We start from the raw sequence: 21084 nt of genomic DNA, 5'->3' as shown, positions 1-21084 counted from the left end.
GTATGACCGGATCGGTGAGCAAGAAGTCGTTCTCGCTTCCGCAGGACGTGGCGGAGCGCTTGGAGCGTGAGCCCAACGCCAGCGCGTACGTAGTCGACACGATCCGGGCACGGATGCGTGCCGAGGATCTCGACGCCGAGTTGGCCCGCCGGGGCATGACCGTGACGGCGGCGGGGCAGGCTCGCGCCAGGGCTCAGCGCGCGCAGGTCGAGCAGGAATGGTCGCCTGGTCGACGTGCCGCGTTGCGGGACCGTTCCCGCCGTGCGGCAGCGGAAATGCTCGACGGCTCCGGCAGCCAGGCTCCGGCGGCATGACGACTCCCGACGCGCCGTCGGTCCGGCTGATACTGGACCGCTCAGCGCTGCTCGCCTACGTGGCCGGTTCCATGGATGTCGCCGAACCCATCCACGAGGTGGCCCACGACGGGGTCCGTTTCGGTGTGCCGGCCGTTGTCGCGGCCGAGGTGCTGGCTGTTGTGGACGATCCGGGCGATCGAGCGATGCTGCACCGACTGCTCGAACGTCCCGCCTGCGCGGTGCTGCCGACCTGGGGTGAGGACTGGCAGGAGTTGGCGTACTGGCGCGTCGTCACCGGTCGGGTTGACCTCGCCGCGGCCGTGATAGCGGTTCTTGAGCACGACGCCTCGGTGCTGACCAGCGAGGGTAAGGCGTACGGCGATGGCGGCGACCTTCCGGTCATCCGCTTTCCTGGCTAGAGCGCTCGACGGCTCAGCGGACGCGGACCGTGTTGTTGAAGTCCAGGTAGTTATCAATCGATGGCGGGTTCGCGTTCGATGACGACGACCGGGATCTCGCGGTCGGTCTCCTTTGCGTAGCGGGCGTACGTCGGGAAGACCTTCGTCATGACCGGCCACAGCCGGACACGCTCCTCGCCGGTCGCGGTCCGGGCCCGCCCGACGATCCGCTCCGCGCCGACCTGGATCTCGACCGCCGGGTCGGCGCTCAGGTTGAGGTACCAGGCGGGGTGTTTGGCCGCGCCGCCGTTGGACGCCACCAGCAGGTAGTTGTCGCCGTCGCGGCCGTACATGAGGGCCGTGCGGCGCAGCTGGCCCGATCGGCGTCCGCGGGTGGTGAGCAGCAGCGAGGGTACGCCGTGGAAGGTGCCCCCGTCCGCGCCGTCGGTCCGCACGTAGCGCCGGATGTGGCTGGCGACCCAGCCGACCGGACTGTCCTCGACCGTCTCGTCCTGCTCGTGTGTGGTCACGCCATCGCCTTCATCGTCGAGTCGAACGGTCGAGTGGGGTGTCGATCATACGCGGGGCTTACGCGGTGGCCGGGGCTGAGGAGGGTGCCGGCGGTTGTGGTCGAACGTGATGCCTGTGAGTCATCGTGATGACTCACAGGCATCAGGCTCCCAAGGGATATGGCTTCCCGGGGCCGTGGGACCAGGCCGGCGGGGAACGATCAGGCGCGCGAGCGCGGCAGACAGCACTTCTTGTACTTGGCGCCGGACCCGCACCAGCAGGTGTCGTTGCGGCCGGGCGGCCAGGCTGTCACGCCCGACTCGTCGAGGCTGTCGGCGTACTCGTCGAGGGTCTCCTCGCTGGTGGGGTCGCTGCCGGTGCGTTCGACGAAGGCCGCCAGGTCGGCGACCGTACCGACGACCACGCCCAGGTCGACGCCGCCCATTCCGGAGGCGTCGACGAGGGCGCGTTCGGACTGGGCGCGGTGCTCGTCCCAGGTGACGGGGTAGCTGTCGACGAGAGCTGGCCACCGCAGCAGCAGCGCGTCGAACTCCGCCTTCGGCCAGAACAGCAGCGTCGCCGGGCCGTCGTCGACGGCGTCGAGCGCGTGGGTGCTGGCGGCGCGCAGCCGGTCGGCGAGGTCGTCGAACTCGTCGTGGGGTAGGCCCATCTCCTCGCGCAGGTTGTGCCGCCGCTGGGCCAGGCCGTAGATCATGGCCGCGGCCTCGTCCTGGGCGTCCTCGGATTCGTGCTGCTGGGCGCGGGTCCGCTCCAGGATGGCGTCCAGTGCCCCGGTGAGCCACTCCAACGCCGTGTCGGTGTGGCCGGACTCGGCCAGCTCGTCGATCAGGTACGTGGCCGCGGGGTCGGTCTCCAGCAGCGGACGCAGGGCGGTCAGCTCGGCCATGCCGTCGTCCGAGCGGTCGAGGCGCAGCAGCAGACCGCCGCGCACCGCTCGGGCGTACGCGTTGTCGTCCGGCTGCTCGGCGATGGCGCGGGTGGCCAGGGCGAGCGCGTCGGCCAGGTCACCGGCCTGTTCCAGGATGTCCGCGGCGACCAGCAGGGCGTAGCCGGTGTCGGCGGGGTCTTCGACCCGCCCCTCGTCGACGGCGCCCACCAGCTCGGCGACGAACGCGGCCGGGTCGGGGCTCTTGAGGCCGAGGGCGCCGATCTCGTCGATGCGGTCGGCGGTCAGCAACTCGGACATGGGCGCATCCTGAGGAACGACGGACAGGGAGCGGCCAGCGTACTCCGGAATGCGCCGCAGCCCGGGCGGCGAACCGCCCGGGCTGCGACACGTTCCCTCAGCGGGTTGCCGGCATGGTGGCGAACTCGCCGGCTAGCTCCGACTCGACGATCGTCGCGGCGGACGGCCGGCGACCGGCCGACGCCCGCCGGGCGGACGGGACGGCGAGGGCCGCGAGCGCGGCGGCCAGGGCGATCGCCGTGAGGACGAGAAACCCCATCGTGAAGCCGGCTTCCCGGGGCAGGCCGTTGGCCTGCGGGTTGGCGGTGATCACGCCGCTGACCACTGCGGCGCCGATCGCGCCGCCGATGGTGCGGATGTTGGCGTTCATGCCGGTCGCCACGCCGGTCTGGCTGGCGGGCACGCTGGCGACGATCAGGTTGGCCATCGACGCGAAGGCCAGGCCGATGCCGAGGCCGACCAGGCCACCGGCGATGGCGACCTCCCAACGGGTGTCGTGAGCGAGGGCCAGCATGGCGGACGCGGCCACGTTGAACGTGGCACCGGTGGCGAGCTGCGCCTTGGCGCTGAAGACGGCCTGGAGTCGCCCGGCGATGATGCCGGCGACGAACATCGCGCTGACCATCGGGAGCATGAGCAGACCGGCCTGGCTGATGCTGGCGCCGAAGCCGTAACCGGCGGCGGTCGGGGTCTGCAGGAACTGCGGGAGGAACGCGTACACGGAGAACATCGACGCGCCGTAGAGCAGGGCGACCAGGTTGGTGGTCCAGACTCCGGGCAGGCGCATCATCCGCATGTCGATCAGCGGGTTGCTGGACCGCAGTTCGGTGACCAGCCAGCCGACCAGCAGCACCACGGCGAGCGCCAGCAGACCGAGCACCCGGCCGGAGGTCCAGCCCCAGGTGGCGCCCTGGCTGATCGGCAGCAGCAACGCGACCAGCCAGCCGGAGAGCAGCAGTGTGGCGCGCCAGTCGATGCGACCGGGGGTGCGGACCGGTGACTCGGGCACGAACAGGTGCGCGGCCACGGCGGTCAGCCCGACCACGACCATCGGGATCCAGAACAGCCAGCGGTAGTCCAGCGTGCTGACGATCGGGCCGGCCAGCACGATGCCCAGGCCACCGCCGACGGCGACGATCGCCGAGATGGCGGCCACCGCGGTGGAGACCCGTGCGGCCGGGAACTCGTCGCGGATGATGCCGAACGACAGCGGGAAGACCGCTCCGCCGATGCCCTGCACGACCCGGGCGAGGATGAGGACGCCGATGTTCGGCGCGATGGCGGCCAGCAGGCAGCCGAGGGCGAGGGCGGCGAGCGAGACGACGAGCATCCGCTCCTTGCCGACCATGTCGCCGACGCGTCCGAGGATCGGCGTGAAGATCGACGCGCTGAGCAGGTAGGCGGTCAGGACCCAGGTCACGGTGTTCTGGGAGGTGTGCAGGTCCTGCTGGATGGTCGGCAGCACCGGGGTGATGAGCGACTGGAGCATCGCGAAGAACCCGGCGCCGGCCGCGAGCACGGTGAAGGTGAGCCGACGCGAGCTGCGTCGGGAGGTCACTGCCACGAGAGAAAACTCCCTGATTACGTACGGGAAGGAAGGCTTGTCGCCCGTCGTCTGTGACGGGAGGTCTGTCGGGGTCCGGGCGATCGGGGTGGCCAGGCGACGATCGGGCGGGTCCCGAGGTAGAGTAACCGGAGGCAGGCCTCCGGGATTCCGGAGGGGTGCCTCCACTAAGCTAGCGGAGGGCTTCCTCCGGATGCAACCAGGGTGAGGTGACGCACGTCATGACCAGCGCGGGGCAGGCGCCCGAGGTCTTCGCCCAGCGGCCCAAGCGGGCCGACGCGCGGCGTAACTACGACGCCCTGATCACGGCGGCGCGCGAGGCGTTCGCCGAGAACGGCGCCGCCGCCTCGCTGGAGGACGTGGCCCGCCGGGCCGGCGTGGGCATCGGCACGCTCTACCGCAACTTCCCGACCCGGCGGCACCTCTTCGAGGCCGTCTACGTCGAGGAGGTCCGGGCGCTGTGTCACTCCGCCGAGGGTCTGGCCGAGCTGCCACCCTGGGACGCGCTGGTCGCCTGGCTGCACCGCTTCGTCGCGTACGTCGCCACCAAGCGGGCGCTCGCCGAGCAGTTGCTGCACGACTCGGAGATCTTCGCCAGTTGCCGGACGGAGATCTTCTCCGCCGGTGAGCCGCTGATGCGTCGCGCGCAGGCCGCCGGTGTGGTCCGGAACGACATCGGCTTCGACGACGTGGTGCGCCTGATCAGCGGTCTCACCATGGCCCAGTTCCCGTCACCCGAGCAGCGCGACCGCGTGCTCGGCGTGGCCCTGGACGGCCTGCGCCCGCCAGCCGCGTCGCGCTGACGACCCAGCCCGCCGCGTCGCGTCGGCGCCCATCCGACCGGTCAGCGGTCGACCAGCAGCAGCCACTCGTCGTCGAGGCGTTCCACAGTCGTGCCGGCGGGCCACGCGTGATTGCCGCTGGCCGCTGCTCGCGCCTGGTCGACCTGCGGCGGTTGGCTGAACTCGGCACCGTCGAACCTGCCCGCACCCTGGAACCGGGCCCGGCCGAAGTTTGACGGGCCTTCGAAGCGGGTCTGTTCGAAGCACGCCTCGGTGGCGAACACCGCCCAGCGAAAGAGCGCCATGTCCGCGAAGCGGACCGAGCGGAACCCGGCGTACCCGGCGAACTCGGTGCGCTCCATCGACAGGCCACTGAGGAAGGTGGCTGCCCGGAACCTGGTCCCGTCACCGAAGTGGGTCGCGTCGAAGCTGGTGGGCTGATCGAAGACCGCCCGGTGGAATGACGTCGGGCCGGCGAAGCGCGACCGCCGGCAGGACAGGCCGCCGGCGAATCCGGCTCTGTCGAAGCTAACCTGACCCTCGAAGCGGGCGTCGTTGAGGACGACCTCCGCCTCGGCGGTGACGTCGTCGAAGACCACCTCGTCGAAGGTCGCCGCCCCGAGTAGGAGCCGCCCCCGCGCCGTCGCGCCCGCGAAGGTGGTCGTGCCGGTGAACACCGCCTCGGTGAAGTTCGCGTCGACGAGCGTGCAGCCGGCCGCGTCGAAGTCGACAAGCGTGGCGCCGGCCAGGTCGAGCGTCAGTTCCGGCCAGTGGGCCGCGTCGTCCGCACGCAGGTGCCGGGTGAGCACACGCTGCGCGCTGCGTCGGACCTCCGTCTCGCGCGGCTCGCCGTCCGGCGCCGGCATTCGCAGGTACGCGCAGAGCACCGCCGCGATTGTCAGGCGCTGCCCCGGGTTGTCCTGACCGAGGCGCTCCAGCGCGTGCAGGCCGCCGAGGCGTACCGCCGCGCTGTCGTTGCCGAGCAGTTCGACCGCCCTGGTGTAGAGCTCGGTCAGTCGACGCTCCGCCGCGTCGTGCTCGGCGGCCCCGGACTGCCGCTCCTGGTGGCGCTGCGCGGCCTCGGCCACCGCCTCGGCGTGCGCCTGCACCCGGTCGCGGTGCACCTGGTCCCGCGCGGCGACGCCTTCCTGGTGCCGCTGCGCGCGTTCGGCGATCCACTGGCGCCGGGCGGCGAGCAGGAGCGCGAGCCCTCCGCCGGTGCCGGCGACGACGGTCAGGCCGGTGCGGATCGCGTCGATGCGCAGCGTGGCGCGGGTGTCCGGTTGGCTGGCGCGGTCGGCCTCGGTGAGCAGCAGGTCCAGCACCAGCCAGCCCAGGGCGATGGCGACCAGCAGGCCGATCAGGACCAGCCACCACGGCATCACCCGCAGCTCGCGCTCGGTGGGTTTGTCGGCAGCCACGGCAACAGCATGCCAGCCACCTTCGGCGTCCGATATGGAGCGCGGCGGTTTGACCGTTTGCACCCCCGCCGGAACAACTGGTTACCGGCGCGTAACAAGTCATTGACGTTTCTGAATTGTTGCGGGGATGATCGTCGCACGGTCGACCGGACAACCCCCCACCCACCTGCCCGGTTCGCCGGGTGCCTCCCCCGGAGGTGCAGCGATGCTGCTCCGAAAGACCGCCCTCGTCCTGGCCCTCGCCACCGCCGCGCTGCTCGCGTCCGCCGCCACGGCGACGGCCGCCCCCGCCCCGGCCGCCGCCGCTCCCACGACACCCTTCGCCGCCGCCGCGGCGGCCAACCCCGTCATCGTGGTCGGCGGGCTCAGCGGCGTCGCCGTCGCGTACGAGCCGATCGCCGCCCGCCTGCGCGCCGACGGCTACCGCACCTTCATCTACCAACTGCCCGGGCTGGGCCTCGGCGACATCCCCACCTCGGCCCGCGCGTTGGCCGGCTACGTGAACCAGGTACGCGCCAGCACCGGCGCGGCGGCGGTGGACGTCGTCGCCCACTCCGAAGGGGGGCTGGTCAGCCGGTACTACCTCAAGCGGCTCGGCGGCACCGCCACCGTCGGCCGGTACGTCAGCCTGGGCACACCGCAGTACGGCACGTACGTCGCCAACATCGTGGCGTTCCTGGGCCTGGGCAGCTGCGCCGGCGTCGTGGCCTGCCAACAGATGACCATCGGCTCAACGTTCCTGGCCGACCTCAACGCCGGCGACGACACGCCGGGCGCGGTGCGCTACACCACCATCCGCACGTTGCAGGACGAGCTGGTCCGGCCGACCGGAAACGCCGCCGTCAACGACGGTGCGACGAACGTGCTGGTCCAGGCGTACTGCCCGCTGCGGGTGGTGGGGCACCTCGGTCTGGTGCTCGACGGCACTGCGTACACCATCGTGCGTGGCGCCCTCGTCGACGGCCCGGTGCGACCCAACTGCCTCGCGCTCTGACCAGATCGCCGGGGGTGGTCCCGTGCGAGCCACCCCCGGCGTGTGCGACGGAGTTTGACCGGTGGGTCAGCTCGCCTTGGCGAGCGCCTCGAACTCGTCGTCGGTGAGCCGCACGTCGGCCGCGCCCACGTTCTCCTCCAGGTGCGCCACCGAGGACGTGCCGGGGATCGGCAGCATCACCGGCGAGCGGCGCAGCAGCCAGGCCAGCGCGAGCTGCGCGGGCGACGCGCCGTGCGCGCTGGAGATGGCGTCCAGCGGGCCGCCCGGGCGGGCCAGCTCACCGGTCGCGATCGGGTACCACGGGATGAACGCGAGGTCGTTGCGCTCGCAGAACTCCAGCACGTCCTCGGCGCTGCGGTTGGCGAGGTTGTACAGGTTCTGCACCGACGCGATAGTGGTGATCGCCCGGGACTCCTCGATCTGCGCGACGCTCACCTCGGACAGCCCGATGTGCTGGATCTTGCCCTCCTCCCGCAGCAGCGCCAGCTCACCGAGCTGGTCGGCGAGCGGCACCTTCGGGTCGATCCGGTGCAGCTGGTACAGCGGGATGCTGTCCAGGCCGAGGTGGCGCAGGCTCAGCTCGCACTGCTGGCGCAGGTACTCCGGGCGGCCCACCGCGCGCCAGTCGCCCGGCCCGGAGCGGGTGAACCCACCCTTCGTCGCGATCACCAGGTCGTCGGCGTACGGGTGCAGCGCCTCCCGGATCAGCAGCTCCGAGACGAACGGCCCGTACGAGTCGGCGGTGTCGATGAACGTCACGCCCAGCTCGACCGCACGGCGCAGCACACGAACCGCCTCGGCCGGGTCCTTCGGGTCACCCCAGACACCCGGGCCGGTGATCTGCATGGCCCCGTAGCCGAGCCGGTTGACGGTGACGTCGCCACCGATCCGGTACGTGCCGGACGCCTTCGCGGGCTGCTCACTGATATTTGTCGACATTGCCCGATCCCCAATCGTCTCGTCGTGGCGGGCGTGGACAGCGCGGGCGTGAAGAGCCCACCCGCCACCGATGGATCATCCCCCGGAACCCCGCCGACATGCCGCCGGTCGGCCGAGTGTGGGCGCGGACACGCCGTCAACGCGCCGAGCCGAGTTGCCGGGAAGCGCCCGGTACGACAGGGGTGTCCGTGCGACGCTGGCCGGAGCCGGTGCGTTCCGGCGCGACGGCGGAGGGAGCACCCATGGGAGTGCCGCAGGTCAACTTCGCGCTCGACACGTACGAGTGCATCGTGATCTATCCCGGCGCGGCCGGGCGGGCCCTGCCCGCGGAGACCGTGCAGCGGTTGCAGGCCGAGCACGCCGAACACATGCAGGCGTTGCAGCGAAGCGGCATCGTCCTGGTCGCCGGCTCAGTGGACGGGCCGGCGCGCGAGCCGGATCCGCCGATCGGCTTCGGGCTGGCCCGCACCGGCAGCGTCGACGACGTCCGCAGCGTGCTGGAGGCCGACCCGGCGGTGCAGGCCGGGCTCTACCGGGTGGAGGTGCTGACCTTCCTCTGCCCGGCCGGTTCCCTGGAGTTCCCGCTGGTCAAGACGGACAGCTGAGCCTCCGTCCATCGGTGGCTGTCGTGATGGTGACGGCGCTCGCCCGCCAGGCGGTGCTACGGTCGCGCCCAGCGCGGGCCGCCGCCGGGGCGTACCCGGTGTCGTGGGTCGGCCCCGGTCGAGGAGTCGCCATGATCTCCGCCGCCACCCCCGATGTCGCGTCGGCCACCGCCCGACTGCGCGCCCTGCTCGGCGACCGGCTGCACGAGCCGGGCGATCCCGGTTACGCCGCCACCACCCGACTCTGGAACGGCGCTGTGGCGCGCACTCCCGCGCTGGTGGCCCAGTGTGCGGACGCCGACGAGGTGGCCGAGGCGGTCCGCGTCGCCACCCGCTGCCACCTGCCCCTCTCGGTCCGCTCCGGAGGGCACGACTGGGCCGGCCGGGCACTGCGCGACGGCGCCCTGGTGCTCGACCTGACCGGGCTGCGCGCCGTGCGGGTCGACCCGGAGGCGGCCACGGTGACCATCGGCGGCGGCGCCACGGCGGCTGAGCTGCTCGCCGCCGCCCGCCCGTACGACCTGGTGGTCCCCACCGGCGTCGTCGACGCCGTGGGGATGGCCGGGCTCACCCTCGCCGGCGGGTACGGCCCGCTGTGCGGCCGGTTCGGTCTGGCAGTGGACAGCCTGCTCGGCGCTGAGGTGGTTCTCGCCGACGGTCGCCGGGTCACCGCCGACCCCCGGCACGACGCCGAGCTGTACTGGGCGCTGCGCGGCGGCGGTGGGAACCTCGGCATCGTCACCGAGCTGCGTTTCCGCGCGCACCGGCTGCCCGGCGTACTGGCCGGCATGATCATGTTTGCGCTCTCCGAGGCGCCGGCCGTGTTGCGCGGCTACGGCGCGCTGGTCGCCGAGGCACCGGACGAGCTGACCGTGATGGCCGGTTTCCTGCCCGGCCCGGCGGGCGAGCCGGTGATCTTCGTCTGCCCGTTCTACAGCGGCCCGGACCTGGCCGCCGGGGCGCCGTGGCTGGACCGGCTGCGCGCGCTGGGCACTCCGCTGGTCGACCAGATCGGCCCGATGCCGTACGCGGACGCGCTGCGGATGTTCGACGGCGGGATGGTCGACGGCAACCACTACCTGCTGCGGACCCGGTGGTTGCCAGCGCTCACCGACGGCACCGTGGACACGCTCGTCGACGCCGCCCGGCAGGTCACCTCGCCGTTCTCCGCGCTGGCCGTGCACCACTTCCACGGCGCGGCCACCCGGGTCCGCCCCGCCGACACGGCGTTCGGGCTGCGCACCGATCACCTGATGACCGAGATCATCGCGGTCTGGGCGCCCGGCGACCAGGCCGGCCCGCACCGCGAGTGGGCCGAGCGAACCTCGGCGGCACTCGCCCCGCACGCCCTGCCCGGCGGTTACCCCAACCTGCTCGCCCCGGAGGAGACCGACCGGGTCCGGCTCGCCTACGGCGCGAACTGGGCGCGGCTGCGCCACGCCAAGCGCCGCTACGACCCCCGCGACCTGCTGCACGCGGTGCCCACCCTGCCGCCCTCCGAGCGCCCGCGGTGAGTCGCCGCCGGGAGCACCCCGACAGCGCACGCCAACAGAGGCGTACGATTCCCGGCGCGCGGTCGCTGATGCCCGTCGCCACAACGTTCCCGGTGTGGTTCCGCCCGCCGGCCCGACGCGCGCCGCGCGTCGTTGGACAACTGTTCCGCTGCCTGCAAGGGGTCGGCCCCGAGTCCGACCTGAAGGAGAGACTAGCCTGATGGGCGTGACACGCCGCGTAAAGATCGTCTGCACTCTGGGTCCCGCCACCTCGTCCCCGGAGCGCATCCGGGGTCTTGTCGAGGCCGGCATGAACGTGGCGAGGCTCAACTTCAGCCACGGCAGCCACGCCGACCACGAGGCGGTCTACCGACTGGTCCGGGAGGCGTCGGAGGCAACGGGTAAGCCGGTCGCCGTGCTTGCCGACCTGCAGGGCCCCAAGATCCGGCTCGGTCGGTTCGCCGACGGCCCGCACGAGTGGCGCACCGGTGACTCGGTCGTGATCACCGGCGACGACGTCATCGGCACCAAGGAGCGGGTCTCCTGCACCTACACAAAGCTGCCGCACGAGGTGAAGCCCGGCGACCGGCTGCTGATCGACGACGGTCGAGTCGCCGTCGAGGTCACCGACGTCACCGGCAACGACATCCGCTGCCTCGTCACCGAGGGCGGCCCGGTCTCCAACAACAAGGGCGTGTCGCTGCCCAACGTGGCGGTCAGCGTGCCCGCCATGTCGGACAAGGACGCCGAGGACCTGCGCTTCTCCCTGGGTCTGGGCGTCGACCTGGTGGCGCTCTCCTTCGTCCGCTCCGCCGAGGACATCAAGCTCGTTCACAACATCATGGCCGAGGAGGGCGTGTTCCGGCCGGTGCTCGCCAAGGTCGAGAAGCCGGAGGCCGTGGAGCACCTGGAGGCCATCGTGCTGGCCTTCGACGGCGTCATGGTCGCCCGCGGTGACCTCGGTGTCGAGATGCCGCTGGACGAGGTCCCGCTGGTGCAGAAGCGCGCTGTGCAGCTGTGCCGGGAGAACGCCAAGCCCGTCATCGTGGCCACCCAGATGCTCGACTCCATGATCGAGAATTCCCGCCCCACCCGGGCGGAGGCCTCCGACGTCGCCAACGCGGTGCTCGACGGCGCCGACGCGGTGATGCTCTCCGGCGAGACCAGCGTCGGCAAGTATCCGGTGCTCACCGTCAGCACCATGGCCAAGATCGTGACGACCACCGAGGCCGGTTCCATCGGGGTGCCGCGGTTGCAGCACGACCCGCGTACCCACGGTGGCGCCCTCACCGTCGCCGCCTCGTCGATCGCCCGGGCCATCAACGCCAAGGCGCTCGTCGCGTTCTCACAGACCGGTGACACCGTGCGACGGCTGTCCCGCCTGCACTGCGACCTGCCGCTGCTGGCCTTCACGCCGGTCCCCGAGGTGCGCGACCAGCTCGCCCTCACCTGGGGCGTGGAGACCTTCCTGATGCCGTTCGTGCAGCACACCGACGACATGTTCCGCCAGGTCGACCAGGCGCTGCTCGGCCTCGACCGGGCCAACCCCGGTGACTACGTGGTGATCGTCGCGGGTAGCCCGCCCGGCACCCCCGGCTCGACCAACACGCTGCGCGTACACCAGCTCGGCTCGCTGGTCGACGCCGCGTCGGCGCGGGCCCTGCAGTGAGCGACGGTCGGGTCGCGGTCGGCCAGGCGGCGGTGGACCAGCTGCTCGAAGTGCTCGACCTCGACCCGACCGGGGAGATGACCTTCCGGGGGATGAGCCCCCCGGTCGGCCCACAACGGGTGTACGGCGGCCAGGTTGCCGGTCAGGCCCTGGTCGCCGCCGGCCGCACCGTCGACCCGGAGCGGTTCGTGCACTCGCTGCACGGCTACTTCGTCCGCCCCGGCGACCCGGTCGAGCCGATCGTGTACCAGGTGGAGAACATCCGCGACGGCCGGTCCTTCTCGGTCCGCCGCGCGGTCGCCCTCCAGCACGACAAGCCGATCTTCTTCATGTCGGCGTCGTTCCAGCGGGCCGAGGAGGGGCTGGACCACCAGGCCACGTCCCCGCTGGACGTGCCCCCGCCGCAGGACGTGCCGACGATGACCGACCGGCTCTCCCGCTACCCGGAGCGGCTGGGCATCTGGGGTCAGATCCCGCGACCGATCGACGTGCGCTACGTGGGTGAGCCCGGCTGGGTCCGCCCCGGCGACCGGCCCGCCGACCCGCACCAGCGCGTCTGGATGCGCATCGACGGCAAACTGCCCGACGACCCCCTGCTGCACGCCTGCGCGCTCACCTACGCCTCGGACCTCACCCTGCTGGACTCGGTGCTCTCCGCGCACGGCGAGGTGTGGGGGCCGGGCGGGTTGGTCGGCGCGAGCCTGGACCACGCGCTCTGGTTCCACCGGCCGTTCCGGGCCGACGAGTGGTTCCTCTACGACTGCCTGAGCCCGTCGGCGTCCGGCGCGCGTGGGCTGGCCACCGGCCGGATGTTCACCACAGACGGCCGGCAGATCGCCAGCGCCGTCCAGGAGGGTCTGCTGCGCCGCGTGGGCGCCTGACGCTCTGGCGGCTCATCCCCGCCGGGTAGTTGTCGCTCATCCCCGCCAGGCAACTGGCGGGATGATGTGGTTCAGGCCTGGTAGATGGCCTCGCCGGCGATCTCGATCTGCACCGTCTTGCCGACCAACACCCCGCCGCTCTCCAGGACCACATTCCAGAGCAGGCCGTAGTCCTCGCGGTTCATCTCGGCCGTCGCGCTGAATCCGAAGATGTTCTGCCCGTACGGATCCTGACGAGCACCACCAAAATTCACCTCCAGGTCCACGGCCCGGGTGATCCCCTTCACTGTCAACTCACCGGTGAGGACGAATCGTCCGGGAATACCGTCGGACTGCGGCGGAACAATGTGACTCCGGCCTCGTCCGCCCAACCGGTGGTTGCGCAGACGCGCCCACTGGAATATGGGGTCCTCGTTGCCCTGCCAGGTGATACCGGTGCTTCGATATTCGATTGTGGGAAAACGCTCCACGTCGAGGAAGTCGGCACTCTTCAGATGCGTGTCCCGATCGGCACTCCCGGTGGTGATGCTGGCCGACATGATGGTGGCCGTCACCGAGGAGAGCAGCGGGTCCTCCGCCACGAAGATCTGCGCTGTCGCCTCGGCGAACTCGCCGCGCACCGGGCTCACCATCATGTGCCGGGACAGGAAACCGATCCGCTTGTGCGCCTGATCGAGAAGATAGGTGCCGGCCACCGGGATGGTCATGCCGTCCCAGGTGCGTGTGGCGATATCGGTCATCGTGTTGCCTTCCCCCCGAGCACACCCGGGTGTTTATCAATATGTTGCTGGCGGCCGCGTAAACGGCCAGACATTCGTACTCCCGCCCAGCATAGGGACGCTCCGAATCGGCATTTCCGCCGCCACCATACGGTGGATCATGACGTACTTCACCGGTCCCTACCGGCGACCCGGACGCGCGCCAGCGGCGCTACTTTCCATCGATGCGTGGCCGATCGGCCGAGGGTCGCCCGCCCGCCCGGTTGACCAGCGACTAACCTTGCCGACATGCGCCTCTCCGCCCGGGTCGACTATGCCCTCCGCGCGGCCGCCGAGCTTGCCGCGACGGCCAGCGGCCCCGGGCGCGGCCGGCCGGTCACGGCCGACCAGATCGCCCGCGCCCAGGAGATCCCGCCGAAGTTCCTGGAGAGCATCCTTCTCCAGCTGCGCCGGGGCGGCATCGTGCACGCCCAGCGCGGCCCGGAGGGCGGCTACTGGCTGGCCCGCCCCGCCGAGGAGATCTCGCTCGCCGAGGTCATCCGGGTGATCGACGGGCCCCTCGCCCACGTACGCGGGCAACGCCCCGAGCAGCTCGGCTACCACGGCCCGGCGCACGCCCTCCAGGAAGTCTGGATCGCGCTACGGGCAAGCGAGCGGGAGATCCTGGAGCTGGTCAGCATCGCCGATGTGGCCGCCGGCACGCTGCCCGCGCGGGTCACCGAGCTGGCCGCCGACCCACGCGCCTGGATCTGAGCGCCGGCTCGCCTCCAGCTTCATGCGATCGGGGGCTTGACCCTGGCTGCCCCATCCCGCATTGTCGACCAAGTCGATAGGAGATGCCGAAAAGTCTGGGGGCGCTCGTGCGCAAGCTGTTGGTCCTCGCTCTGGTCGGGCTCGTCGCGCAACTGATCGATGGTTCGCTCGGCATGGCGTACGGCTTGACATCGTCCACTCTGCTGCTGGTCGCCGGGGTCGCCCCGGCCGCCGCCTCGGCCTCGGTGCACCTGGCCGAGATCGGCACGACGCTCGCCGCCGGGGTCGCGCACTGGCGGTTCGGCAACGTCGACTGGCGGGTGGTGACCCGTATCGCCCTGCCCGGCGCGATCGGCGCCTTCGCCGGCGCCACACTGCTCAGCTCAATCTCCACAGAGGCCGCCGCACCGTGGATGGCCGGCATTCTCTTCACGCTCGGCGCGTACCTCCTGATCCGCTTCGCCCGACCACTGCGCACCGACCGGATCGGCGGACGGCTCCGCGGTCGTTTCCTCGGCCCCCTGGGCCTGGTCGCCGGCTTCGTCGACGCGACCGGCGGCGGCGGGTGGGGCCCGGTGGCCACCCCCGCGCTGCTGGTCTCCGGCCGCATGGAGCCCCGCAAGGTGATCGGTTCCGTGGACACCGCCGAGTTCGTCGTGGCCGGCGCGGCCAGCATCGGCTTCCTGATCGGGCTGGGCTCGGAGGGATTCCTGCTCCCCACCGTCGCCGCACTGCTCATCGGCGGGCTCATCGCCGCCCCGCTGGCCGCCTGGCTGGTGCGAATCGTGCCCGCCCAACTGCTCGGCGCGGCAGTCGGCGGCGTGATCGTGCTGACCAACGCCCGCACCCTGATGCGTTCCGCCGAACTGGACGGTCCGGCCCGCCCTGCCCTGTACGCCCTGCTCGCCGCCGGCTGGCTGGCCGCGCTGGTGTTGGCCGTGCGCGCCCTACGCCGTACCCGCCGCGCCCGCGCCGAAGCCGCGAGCGCTTCACCCACGGCCGCTGCCGTCGCGCCCGCTGAGGCCCCCGACGCTGCATCCGCCGGCGAGGTCCCGGCCGATCTGGCCGCAACGGGTACGCCCAACCCGCGCTGAACCCCGCCCCGCCCGCCCGCCGGCCCGCGGGATGCGGGGCGACGGGCGGGTCAGGGGGTGAGCAGGGTGTTGGCTGCCGCGGAGAGCAGGGTCCAGGCTTCGTCGATGTGCCCTTCGGTGGTCTGGGGTGAGCCGACCGCCAGTCGCAGCGTGTAGCGGCCGGCGACCCGGGTGTGCGTGAGGTGCACCCGTCCGGTGGCGTTCGCCGAGGCCAGCAGCGCCGCGTTGGTGTCGTCGTCGGCGCGCAGTCGGAAGCAGACCAGTGAGAACGGGTGCGCCGCCACCACCTCGAACCGGTCGTCGGTGCGGACCCGCTCGGCGAACCGTTCGGCCAGCGCCACCCCGGAGCGGATGTGCGCCCGCAGCCCTTCGACGCCGTACCAGCGCAGCACGAACCACAGCTTGAGGGACCGGAACCGCCGACCCAGCGGCACCTGCCAGTCCCGGTAGTCGATCACCGCGCCGGATTCGGAGGCCGCGTTGCGGAGAAACTCCGGCAGGACGGTCAGCGCCTCGATCAGTTCGGCCCGGTCGGCCACCCAGAACGCGTCGCAGTCGAAGCCGGTGAGCAGCCACTTGTGCGGGTCGAAGCAGTAGGAATCGGCGTACTCCAGGCCGGCGTGCGTCCACCGCAGCTCGGGGCAGACGGCGGCGGCGCCCGCGTACGCGGCGTCCACGTGCAGCCAGATCCCGTACTCGGCGCAGATGGCCCCGATTTCCGGCAGCGGGTCGACGGCGGTGGTGGAGGTGGTGCCGATGGTCGCCACCACGATGGCCGGTACGTCACCGACGGCCAGGTCGGCCTCGATGGCGGCCCGCAGCGCGTCCGGCAGCATCGCCTGGGTGTCCGGGTCCACGTCGATGGACCGGATTCCGTCGCTGCCCAGCCCGGCGATCCGTACCGCCTTCTCGATGGACGAGTGCCCGTGGATGGAGGTGTAGGCGCGGTAGCGCCGGTCGATGCCGGTGTGCCGCCAGCTCCCGCCGCTGGCCCGGTGCAGTGCGGCCAGGGTGGCCACCAGCGTCGCCGAGGACGCCGAGTCCTGGATGACCCCACCGCCGGCGCCGGTGGAGCGGAACCGCTGTGGCAGGTCCAGCAGGTGGGCCAACCAGTCCATCATCACCGTCTCCAGCTCGGTGCAGGCCGGGCTGGAGGCCCAGAGCATGCCCTGGACGCCGAGACCGGAGCTGACCAGGTCGCCGAGCACGCTCGGGCCGGAGGTGTTGCCGGGGAAGTAGCCGAAGAAGCCCGGGTGCTGCCAGTGGGTCAGCCCCGGTAGGACGATCGAGTCCAGGTCGGTGAGGATCGCCTCGACCGGTTCGCCGCCGGTGGTGGGCGGTTCGGTGGGCAGGGCGTCGGCCACGGTGCCGGGCGGGTCGGCCGGGGCGACCGGTCGTTGCTCCACTGTCGCCCAGTAGTCGGCAATCCAGTCGACGACGGCGTGGCCGGCGCGACGGAATTCGGCGGGGTCCATGTGGTGAGCGCTCACCCGGACGAGTTGATCAGGCATCGATCACCGAGGCAAGAGCGGGATCCGCAAGCAAGCGATGGTGGTCGATGTTGCGTAGCGGAAAGCGCTTGCCTTACGATGCGCGGTGAGTCGGATCCGTGAGTTCCAGGGCGTTTCACCCCCGATCAGATCGCCGTCCGCCGCCGTCGCGGTGGGTTCGGTCCACCGTGCTTCCCGGGCAGGGCAGGTGGGTCGTAGCGATCATCACCGGATCCCCGGAGGCAGTGCATGCACCCGTCCAGACATCGGCTGATCCTGCTCGCCGCCACGACGGCGGCCACCGTCGTGGCCGGCACCCTCGGCACGGTCGTCGCCTCGGCCGCCGCCGTCGGCTGCCGGGTCGACTATCAGATCACCAACCAGTGGCAGGGCGGCTTCGGCGCCAACATCGCAGTCACCAACCTCGGCGACCCGGTCAGTGGGTGGGCGCTCACCTGGTCGTACGCAGCGGGCCAGCAGGTCACCCAGGCGTGGAACGCCGTCGTCGCCCAGTCCGGCGCCCAGGTGACCGCGCGCAACGTCGACCACAACGTCGCCATCGCCACGAACGGCAGCGCCTCGTTCGGCTTCAACGGTTCGTGGACCGGCAGCAACCCGGTGCCGGGTGGCTTCGCCCTCAACGGCACCACCTGCACCGGCGCCCCACCCACCGACGGGCCGACCACCCCGCCACCCACCACCCCGCCCCCGACGTCGGCCGGGGTGGTGCAGATGGAGGACCTGGACCGAGGGCTGGTCAGCGTCCGTTCCGGCAGCGGCAACCTGGTCTCCTGGCGGCTGCTCGGCACCGAGACCTCCGGGGTGGCGTTCAACCTCTACCGGGGATCCACCAGGGTCAACGCCAGCCCGATCACCGGCGCCACCAACCACCTCGACAGCGGCGCGGCGGCCGGCTCGGCGTACACGGTGCGGGCCGTGGTGGGCGGCGCCGAGCAGGCGGCGTCGGCGCCGGCGTTGCAGTTCGGCGCGGGCTACCTGGACGTGCCGTTGCAGGTCCCGGCCGGGGGCAGCACCCCCAGCGGCGAGAGCTACTCGTACAGCGCCAGCGACGCCTCCGTCGGTGACCTCAACGGCGACGGCAGCTACGAGATCGTGCTCAAGTGGGAACCGTCGAACGCCAAGGACAACTCGCAGTCCGGCTACACCGGCAACGTCTACGTCGACGCGTACACCCTCACCGGCACCCGGTTGTGGCGGGTCGACCTGGGCCGCAACATCCGGGCGGGCGCCCACTACACCCAGTTCCAGGTGTACGACTACGACGGCGACGGCCGCGCCGAGGTGGCCATGAAGACCGCCGACGGCACCCGCTCCGGCACCGGTCAGCTCATCGGTTCGTCGTCGGCGGACCACCGCAACTCCAGCGGTTACGTGTTGTCCGGCCCGGAGTACCTGACCATGTTCAACGGGCAGACCGGCGCGATCGCCTCCACCGTCACCTACGACCCGCCGCGCGGCACCGTGTCGTCCTGGGGCGACTCGTACGGCAACCGGGTGGACCGGTTCCTCGCCGGCACCGCGTACCTGGACGGGCAGCGCCCCTCGCTGATCATGGCCCGGGGCTACTACACCCGCGCGGTGATCGCCGCCTGGGACTTCCGCAACGGCACGCTGACCAGGCGCTGGACGTTCGACTCGAACTCCTCTGGCAACGGCGCCGCCGCCGGTCAGGGCAACCACCAGCTCTCCGTGGCCGACGTCGACGCCGACGGTCGCCAGGAGATCGTGTACGGGGCCGCCACCATCGACGACAACGGCCGGCTGCTCCACTCGACGGGCAACGGCCACGGCGACGCCCTGCACGTGGGGGACCTGGACCCGGGCCGCGCCGGCCTGGAGGTGTTCAAGGTCGACGAGGACGCCAGCAGGCCCAGCTCGTACTTCGCCGACGCCCGTACCGGTCAGGTCCTCTGGTCCACGCCGGCGTCCGGCGACAACGGCCGGGGTGTCTCCGCGGACATCTGGGCGGGCAGCCCCGGCGCGGAGTCGTGGTCGTCAGCGGTCGCCGGACTGGCCAACACCAGGGGGCAGAACGTGGGCCGCAAGCCGTCCTCGGCCAACTTCCTCGCCTGGTGGGACGGCGACCCGGTGCGGGAACTGCTCGACGGCACGAAGATCGACAAGTACGGCACCGGCGGTGAGACCCGGCTGCTCGACGGCAGCGGGGTGGCGTCCAACAACGGCACCAAGTCCACGCCGGCGCTCTCCGGCGACATCCTGGGCGACTGGCGCGAGGAGGTGATCTGGCGGACCACCGACAGCCGGGCGCTGCGCATCTACAGCACACCCACCCCGACCAGCACCCGGATCTACACCCTGATGCACGACCCGCAGTATCGGGTGGCGATCGCGTGGCAGAACACCGCCTACAACCAACCGCCACACCCGGGGTTCTTCATCGGCAGTGCAATGGGCACCCCACCCACGCCGGACATCCATCTACGTTGATGCAACCCCTGGCGGTCCCGAGCGGGGTCGCCTAGGGTGGCAGGCACCGGGCCGCAGCCGCGGAATCCGCTCAGCTCCGGCCCGGTGCGCCACACCGCGGCATTCCCAACCCGTCCCGACCGGGAATGCCGTACCACCACCGGCACCAACATTAGGCACCGTCCGGGTCGGCGGGGTGACGCTGACGTGAAGATCGTGTTTCACGCGCTCTGGCGTAGACCGCCCACCACCTGCTCGGCGATCAATTCGTACGACCGCACCCGGTCCTGCACGTCGTACACCAGCGTGGTCAGCATCAGCTCGTCCGCGCCGGTGCGCTCCAGCAGCTCGGTCAGCTGTCGACGCACCGTCTCCGGCGAGCCCATCGCCTGACCGTCACGGCGCGCCACGACGAACTCCCGCTCGATCTCCGAGTACGGGTACGCCGCCGCCTCGTCGGGCGTCGACAGCGGCTCCGGCCGCCCGGAGCGCAACTTCAAAAACGACAGGGCGCTCGGCCCGGCCAACCATTCGGCCCGCTCGTCGGTCTCCGCGCACACCGCGTTGACCGCCACCATCGCGTACGGCTCGTCCAGCCACTGCGACGGCCGGAAGTTCTGCCGGTACAGGGCCAGCGCCGGCAACGTGTTCTGCGAGCTGAAGTGGTGCGCGAACGAGAACGGCAGACCGAGCAGACCGGCGAGCTGGGCGCTGAAACCGCTGGAGCCCAACAGCCACACGGCCGGCTGCTCACCACGGCCCGGCGTGGCGATGATCTGCCCCGGCTTCTCCCCGCTGAAGTAGTTCATCAGGTCTGTCAGCTCGCGCGGAAAACCCTCCGCCGACAGGCCCTCCATGGTGCGCCGCAACGCCAGCGCGGTCACCTGGTCGGTGCCCGGCGCCCGCCCGATGCCCAGGTCGATCCGACCGGGGTGCAGCGCCTCCAGGGTGCCGAACTGCTCGGCCACCACCAGCGGCGCGTGGTTGGGCAGCATCACCCCGCCCGACCCCAGCCGGATCGTCGAGGTGTTCGCCGCCAGGTGCGCCAGCAGCACCGCGGGGGCGGAGCTGGCGATCGCCGGCATGTTGTGGTGCTCGGCCACCCAGAACCGGTGGTAGCCCAACTCCTCGGTGCGGCGGGCCAACTCGGTGGTGGCCTGCAACGCCTGGCCAGCGGTGGTGCCCTTGGCGACCGGGGCAAGATCAAGAACAGACAACGGTACGGTGATCACACGCTCAGCCAACCCGTCACCGGCCGGTTTTGTTCCGGCATACGGGTTTTCGTCGGCCACCTCACCCCGCCGCTCAACCCATCCCGCGCGCCTGCTCGAAGATCAGACTGGTCTGCGTGTGCTGCACCACCGGGTCCACCGCCAGGTGGTCCAGCACGAAGTCCCGCAACGCGTCGCCGGACGCCGCCCGCACATGCAGCACGTAGTCCTCCGCGCCGGCCACGTGGAACACCGACACCACCCCCGGCAGCCGCACCGACCGGGCCCGGAACGCGTCCACCGCCGCCCGCTCGTGCGCTGTCAACCGCACCGACACCAACGCCTGCAACGGCAGACCGAGCGCCGCCGGATCCACCTCGGCGTGAAAACCACGGATCGCACCGCGCTCGCGCAGCGCCCGCGTACGCGTCAGACACGTCGACGGCGCCACGCCCACCCGCTCGGCGAGGGCGTTGTTCGGCAGTCGACCATCCGCCGCCAGCTCGGTCAGGATCGCGCGGTCCACCTCATCCAGGGCCGGATACGGCCGCACATCATTCGGCTCAGGGGGCATTCCGCCATCCTCACCCGAACTCAACACGGAAACCAA

20 protein-coding genes are annotated in these 21084 nt (G+C 71.5%); 11 read left to right on the top strand and 9 right to left on the bottom strand.

Features of this window, described 5'->3' with window-relative positions:
- Nucleotides 1-2 precede the first annotated feature (2 nt).
- Both ABZS40_RS22355 and ABZS40_RS22350 read left to right on the top strand, forming a co-directional pair.
- Entirely contained in the window at nt 3-314 is a 312-nt protein-coding gene (locus ABZS40_RS22355) for a hypothetical protein (protein WP_354945257.1), read from the top strand.
- Nucleotides 311-715: a hypothetical protein gene (locus ABZS40_RS22350; protein ID WP_354945256.1), complete on the top strand. Its 405-nt coding sequence runs from the start codon at nt 311-313 to the stop codon at nt 713-715. Before ABZS40_RS22355 ends, ABZS40_RS22350 begins: the two co-directional genes overlap by 4 nt.
- 53 nt (nt 716-768) lie before the next feature.
- Here the strand turns inward: ABZS40_RS22350 and ABZS40_RS22345 are convergent, their stop codons facing one another.
- From ABZS40_RS22345 to ABZS40_RS22335, 3 genes are all read right to left on the bottom strand, one after another.
- Nucleotides 769-1224: a nitroreductase family deazaflavin-dependent oxidoreductase gene (locus tag ABZS40_RS22345; RefSeq protein WP_354945255.1), complete on the bottom strand. Its 456-nt coding sequence runs from the start codon at nt 1222-1224 to the stop codon at nt 769-771.
- A gap of 200 nt (nt 1225-1424) precedes the next feature.
- Nucleotides 1425-2411 carry an SEC-C metal-binding domain-containing protein gene (locus tag ABZS40_RS22340; protein ID WP_354945254.1) on the bottom strand — a complete coding sequence of 329 codons (987 nt, stop codon included), beginning with the start codon at nt 2409-2411 and terminating at the stop codon, nt 1425-1427.
- 97 nt (nt 2412-2508) lie between these two features.
- Complete coding sequence (locus ABZS40_RS22335; protein ID WP_354945253.1) at nt 2509-3975, bottom strand: MFS transporter; 1467 nt, start codon at nt 3973-3975, stop codon at nt 2509-2511.
- Between the two features lie 221 nt (nt 3976-4196).
- On the opposite strand from ABZS40_RS22335, the gene ABZS40_RS22330 reads away from it, so the two are divergent.
- The gene (locus ABZS40_RS22330) at nt 4197-4778 is read left to right on the top strand and encodes a helix-turn-helix domain-containing protein (RefSeq protein ID WP_354945252.1); all 582 of its coding nucleotides are present in this window, start codon (nt 4197-4199) and stop codon (nt 4776-4778) included.
- Between the two features lie 41 nt (nt 4779-4819).
- Here the strand turns inward: ABZS40_RS22330 and ABZS40_RS22325 are convergent, their stop codons facing one another.
- The gene (locus ABZS40_RS22325; RefSeq protein WP_354945251.1) at nt 4820-6178 is read right to left on the bottom strand and encodes a pentapeptide repeat-containing protein; all 1359 of its coding nucleotides are present in this window, start codon (nt 6176-6178) and stop codon (nt 4820-4822) included.
- A 205-nt stretch (nt 6179-6383) separates the two neighbouring features.
- Between ABZS40_RS22325 and ABZS40_RS22320 the strand changes: the two genes are divergently transcribed.
- Nucleotides 6384-7172: an alpha/beta fold hydrolase gene (locus ABZS40_RS22320; protein ID WP_354945250.1), complete on the top strand. Its 789-nt coding sequence runs from the start codon at nt 6384-6386 to the stop codon at nt 7170-7172.
- Nucleotides 7173-7238: 66 nt separating this feature from the next.
- On the opposite strand, the gene ABZS40_RS22315 is transcribed toward ABZS40_RS22320, so the two are convergent.
- A complete protein-coding gene (locus ABZS40_RS22315) occupies nt 7239-8111 on the bottom strand; it encodes an aldo/keto reductase (RefSeq protein WP_354945249.1) in 873 nt (290 codons plus the stop codon).
- A gap of 242 nt (nt 8112-8353) precedes the next feature.
- Here ABZS40_RS22315 and ABZS40_RS22310 point away from each other — a divergent pair, with 242 nt between their 5' ends.
- The 4 genes from ABZS40_RS22310 to ABZS40_RS22295 all read left to right on the top strand — a co-directional run bounded on the left by ABZS40_RS22310 (nt 8354) and on the right by ABZS40_RS22295 (nt 12759).
- Nucleotides 8354-8716 (top strand): YciI family protein, encoded by a 363-nt coding sequence (locus ABZS40_RS22310; protein ID WP_354945248.1) that lies wholly within the window; start codon nt 8354-8356, stop codon nt 8714-8716.
- A gap of 14 nt (nt 8717-8730) precedes the next feature.
- Nucleotides 8731-10230, top strand: coding sequence for an FAD-binding protein (locus ABZS40_RS22305; protein WP_354945247.1), 1500 nt, complete (start codon nt 8731-8733; stop codon nt 10228-10230).
- A 199-nt stretch (nt 10231-10429) separates the two neighbouring features.
- Nucleotides 10430-11878 carry a pyruvate kinase gene (pyk, locus tag ABZS40_RS22300; RefSeq protein ID WP_238680212.1) on the top strand — a complete coding sequence of 483 codons (1449 nt, stop codon included), beginning with the start codon at nt 10430-10432 and terminating at the stop codon, nt 11876-11878.
- Entirely contained in the window at nt 11875-12759 is an 885-nt protein-coding gene (locus ABZS40_RS22295) for an acyl-CoA thioesterase II (RefSeq protein ID WP_354945246.1), read from the top strand. The genes pyk and ABZS40_RS22295 overlap by 4 nt, the downstream gene beginning before the upstream one ends.
- Before the next feature lie 71 nt (nt 12760-12830).
- Here the strand turns inward: ABZS40_RS22295 and ABZS40_RS22290 are convergent, their stop codons facing one another.
- A complete protein-coding gene (locus tag ABZS40_RS22290; RefSeq protein WP_354945245.1) occupies nt 12831-13499 on the bottom strand; it encodes a YceI family protein in 669 nt (222 codons plus the stop codon).
- 267 nt (nt 13500-13766) lie between these two features.
- Here ABZS40_RS22290 and ABZS40_RS22285 point away from each other — a divergent pair, with 267 nt between their 5' ends.
- Both ABZS40_RS22285 and ABZS40_RS22280 read left to right on the top strand, forming a co-directional pair.
- Entirely contained in the window at nt 13767-14231 is a 465-nt protein-coding gene (locus ABZS40_RS22285) for an Rrf2 family transcriptional regulator (RefSeq protein ID WP_354945244.1), read from the top strand.
- A gap of 107 nt (nt 14232-14338) precedes the next feature.
- The gene (locus ABZS40_RS22280; protein WP_354945343.1) at nt 14339-15325 is read left to right on the top strand and encodes a sulfite exporter TauE/SafE family protein; all 987 of its coding nucleotides are present in this window, start codon (nt 14339-14341) and stop codon (nt 15323-15325) included.
- A 50-nt stretch (nt 15326-15375) separates the two neighbouring features.
- Here ABZS40_RS22280 and ABZS40_RS22275 read toward each other — a convergent pair whose 3' ends face one another.
- A complete protein-coding gene (locus ABZS40_RS22275; RefSeq protein WP_354945243.1) occupies nt 15376-16836 on the bottom strand; it encodes a pyridoxal-dependent decarboxylase in 1461 nt (486 codons plus the stop codon).
- A gap of 228 nt (nt 16837-17064) precedes the next feature.
- Between ABZS40_RS22275 and ABZS40_RS22270 the strand changes: the two genes are divergently transcribed.
- Nucleotides 17065-19284 (top strand): cellulose binding domain-containing protein, encoded by a 2220-nt coding sequence (locus ABZS40_RS22270; RefSeq protein WP_354945242.1) that lies wholly within the window; start codon nt 17065-17067, stop codon nt 19282-19284.
- A 200-nt stretch (nt 19285-19484) separates the two neighbouring features.
- Here the strand turns inward: ABZS40_RS22270 and ABZS40_RS22265 are convergent, their stop codons facing one another.
- Together ABZS40_RS22265 and ABZS40_RS22260 are read right to left on the bottom strand one after the other, a co-directional pair.
- A complete protein-coding gene (locus ABZS40_RS22265; protein WP_354945241.1) occupies nt 19485-20495 on the bottom strand; it encodes an LLM class flavin-dependent oxidoreductase in 1011 nt (336 codons plus the stop codon).
- Between the two features lie 73 nt (nt 20496-20568).
- Nucleotides 20569-21048 carry an Lrp/AsnC family transcriptional regulator gene (locus ABZS40_RS22260; protein WP_030334356.1) on the bottom strand — a complete coding sequence of 160 codons (480 nt, stop codon included), beginning with the start codon at nt 21046-21048 and terminating at the stop codon, nt 20569-20571.
- Nucleotides 21049-21084: the final 36 nt, after the last annotated feature.

Source organism: Micromonospora sp. NPDC005324 (genome assembly GCF_040607155.1).
Taxonomy (GTDB): Bacteria; Actinomycetota; Actinomycetes; order Mycobacteriales; family Micromonosporaceae; genus Micromonospora; species Micromonospora trifolii.
The sequence above is the reverse complement of the archived record's forward strand: the minus strand, read 5'-3'. Positions and strand labels throughout refer to the sequence as shown.

Bases quoted from the DNA above. Each gene is read 5' to 3' on its own strand.
- ABZS40_RS22355 (WP_354945257.1), top strand. From the start codon at position 3: ATGACCGGATCGGTGAGCAAGAAGTCGTTCTCGCTTCCGCAGGACGTG.
- ABZS40_RS22350 (WP_354945256.1), top strand. From the start codon at position 311: ATGACGACTCCCGACGCGCCGTCGGTCCGGCTGATACTGGACCGCTCA.
- ABZS40_RS22340 (WP_354945254.1), bottom strand. From the start codon at position 2,411: ATGTCCGAGTTGCTGACCGCCGACCGCATCGACGAGATCGGCGCCCTC.
- ABZS40_RS22330 (WP_354945252.1), top strand. From the start codon at position 4,197: ATGACCAGCGCGGGGCAGGCGCCCGAGGTCTTCGCCCAGCGGCCCAAG.
- ABZS40_RS22320 (WP_354945250.1), top strand. From the start codon at position 6,384: ATGCTGCTCCGAAAGACCGCCCTCGTCCTGGCCCTCGCCACCGCCGCG.
- ABZS40_RS22315 (WP_354945249.1), bottom strand. From the start codon at position 8,111: ATGTCGACAAATATCAGTGAGCAGCCCGCGAAGGCGTCCGGCACGTAC.
- ABZS40_RS22310 (WP_354945248.1), top strand. From the start codon at position 8,354: ATGGGAGTGCCGCAGGTCAACTTCGCGCTCGACACGTACGAGTGCATC.
- pyk (WP_238680212.1), top strand. From the start codon at position 10,430: ATGGGCGTGACACGCCGCGTAAAGATCGTCTGCACTCTGGGTCCCGCC.
- ABZS40_RS22290 (WP_354945245.1), bottom strand. From the start codon at position 13,499: ATGACCGATATCGCCACACGCACCTGGGACGGCATGACCATCCCGGTG.
- ABZS40_RS22285 (WP_354945244.1), top strand. From the start codon at position 13,767: ATGCGCCTCTCCGCCCGGGTCGACTATGCCCTCCGCGCGGCCGCCGAG.
- ABZS40_RS22275 (WP_354945243.1), bottom strand. From the start codon at position 16,836: ATGCCTGATCAACTCGTCCGGGTGAGCGCTCACCACATGGACCCCGCC.
- ABZS40_RS22270 (WP_354945242.1), top strand. From the start codon at position 17,065: ATGCACCCGTCCAGACATCGGCTGATCCTGCTCGCCGCCACGACGGCG.
- ABZS40_RS22260 (WP_030334356.1), bottom strand. From the start codon at position 21,048: ATGCCCCCTGAGCCGAATGATGTGCGGCCGTATCCGGCCCTGGATGAG.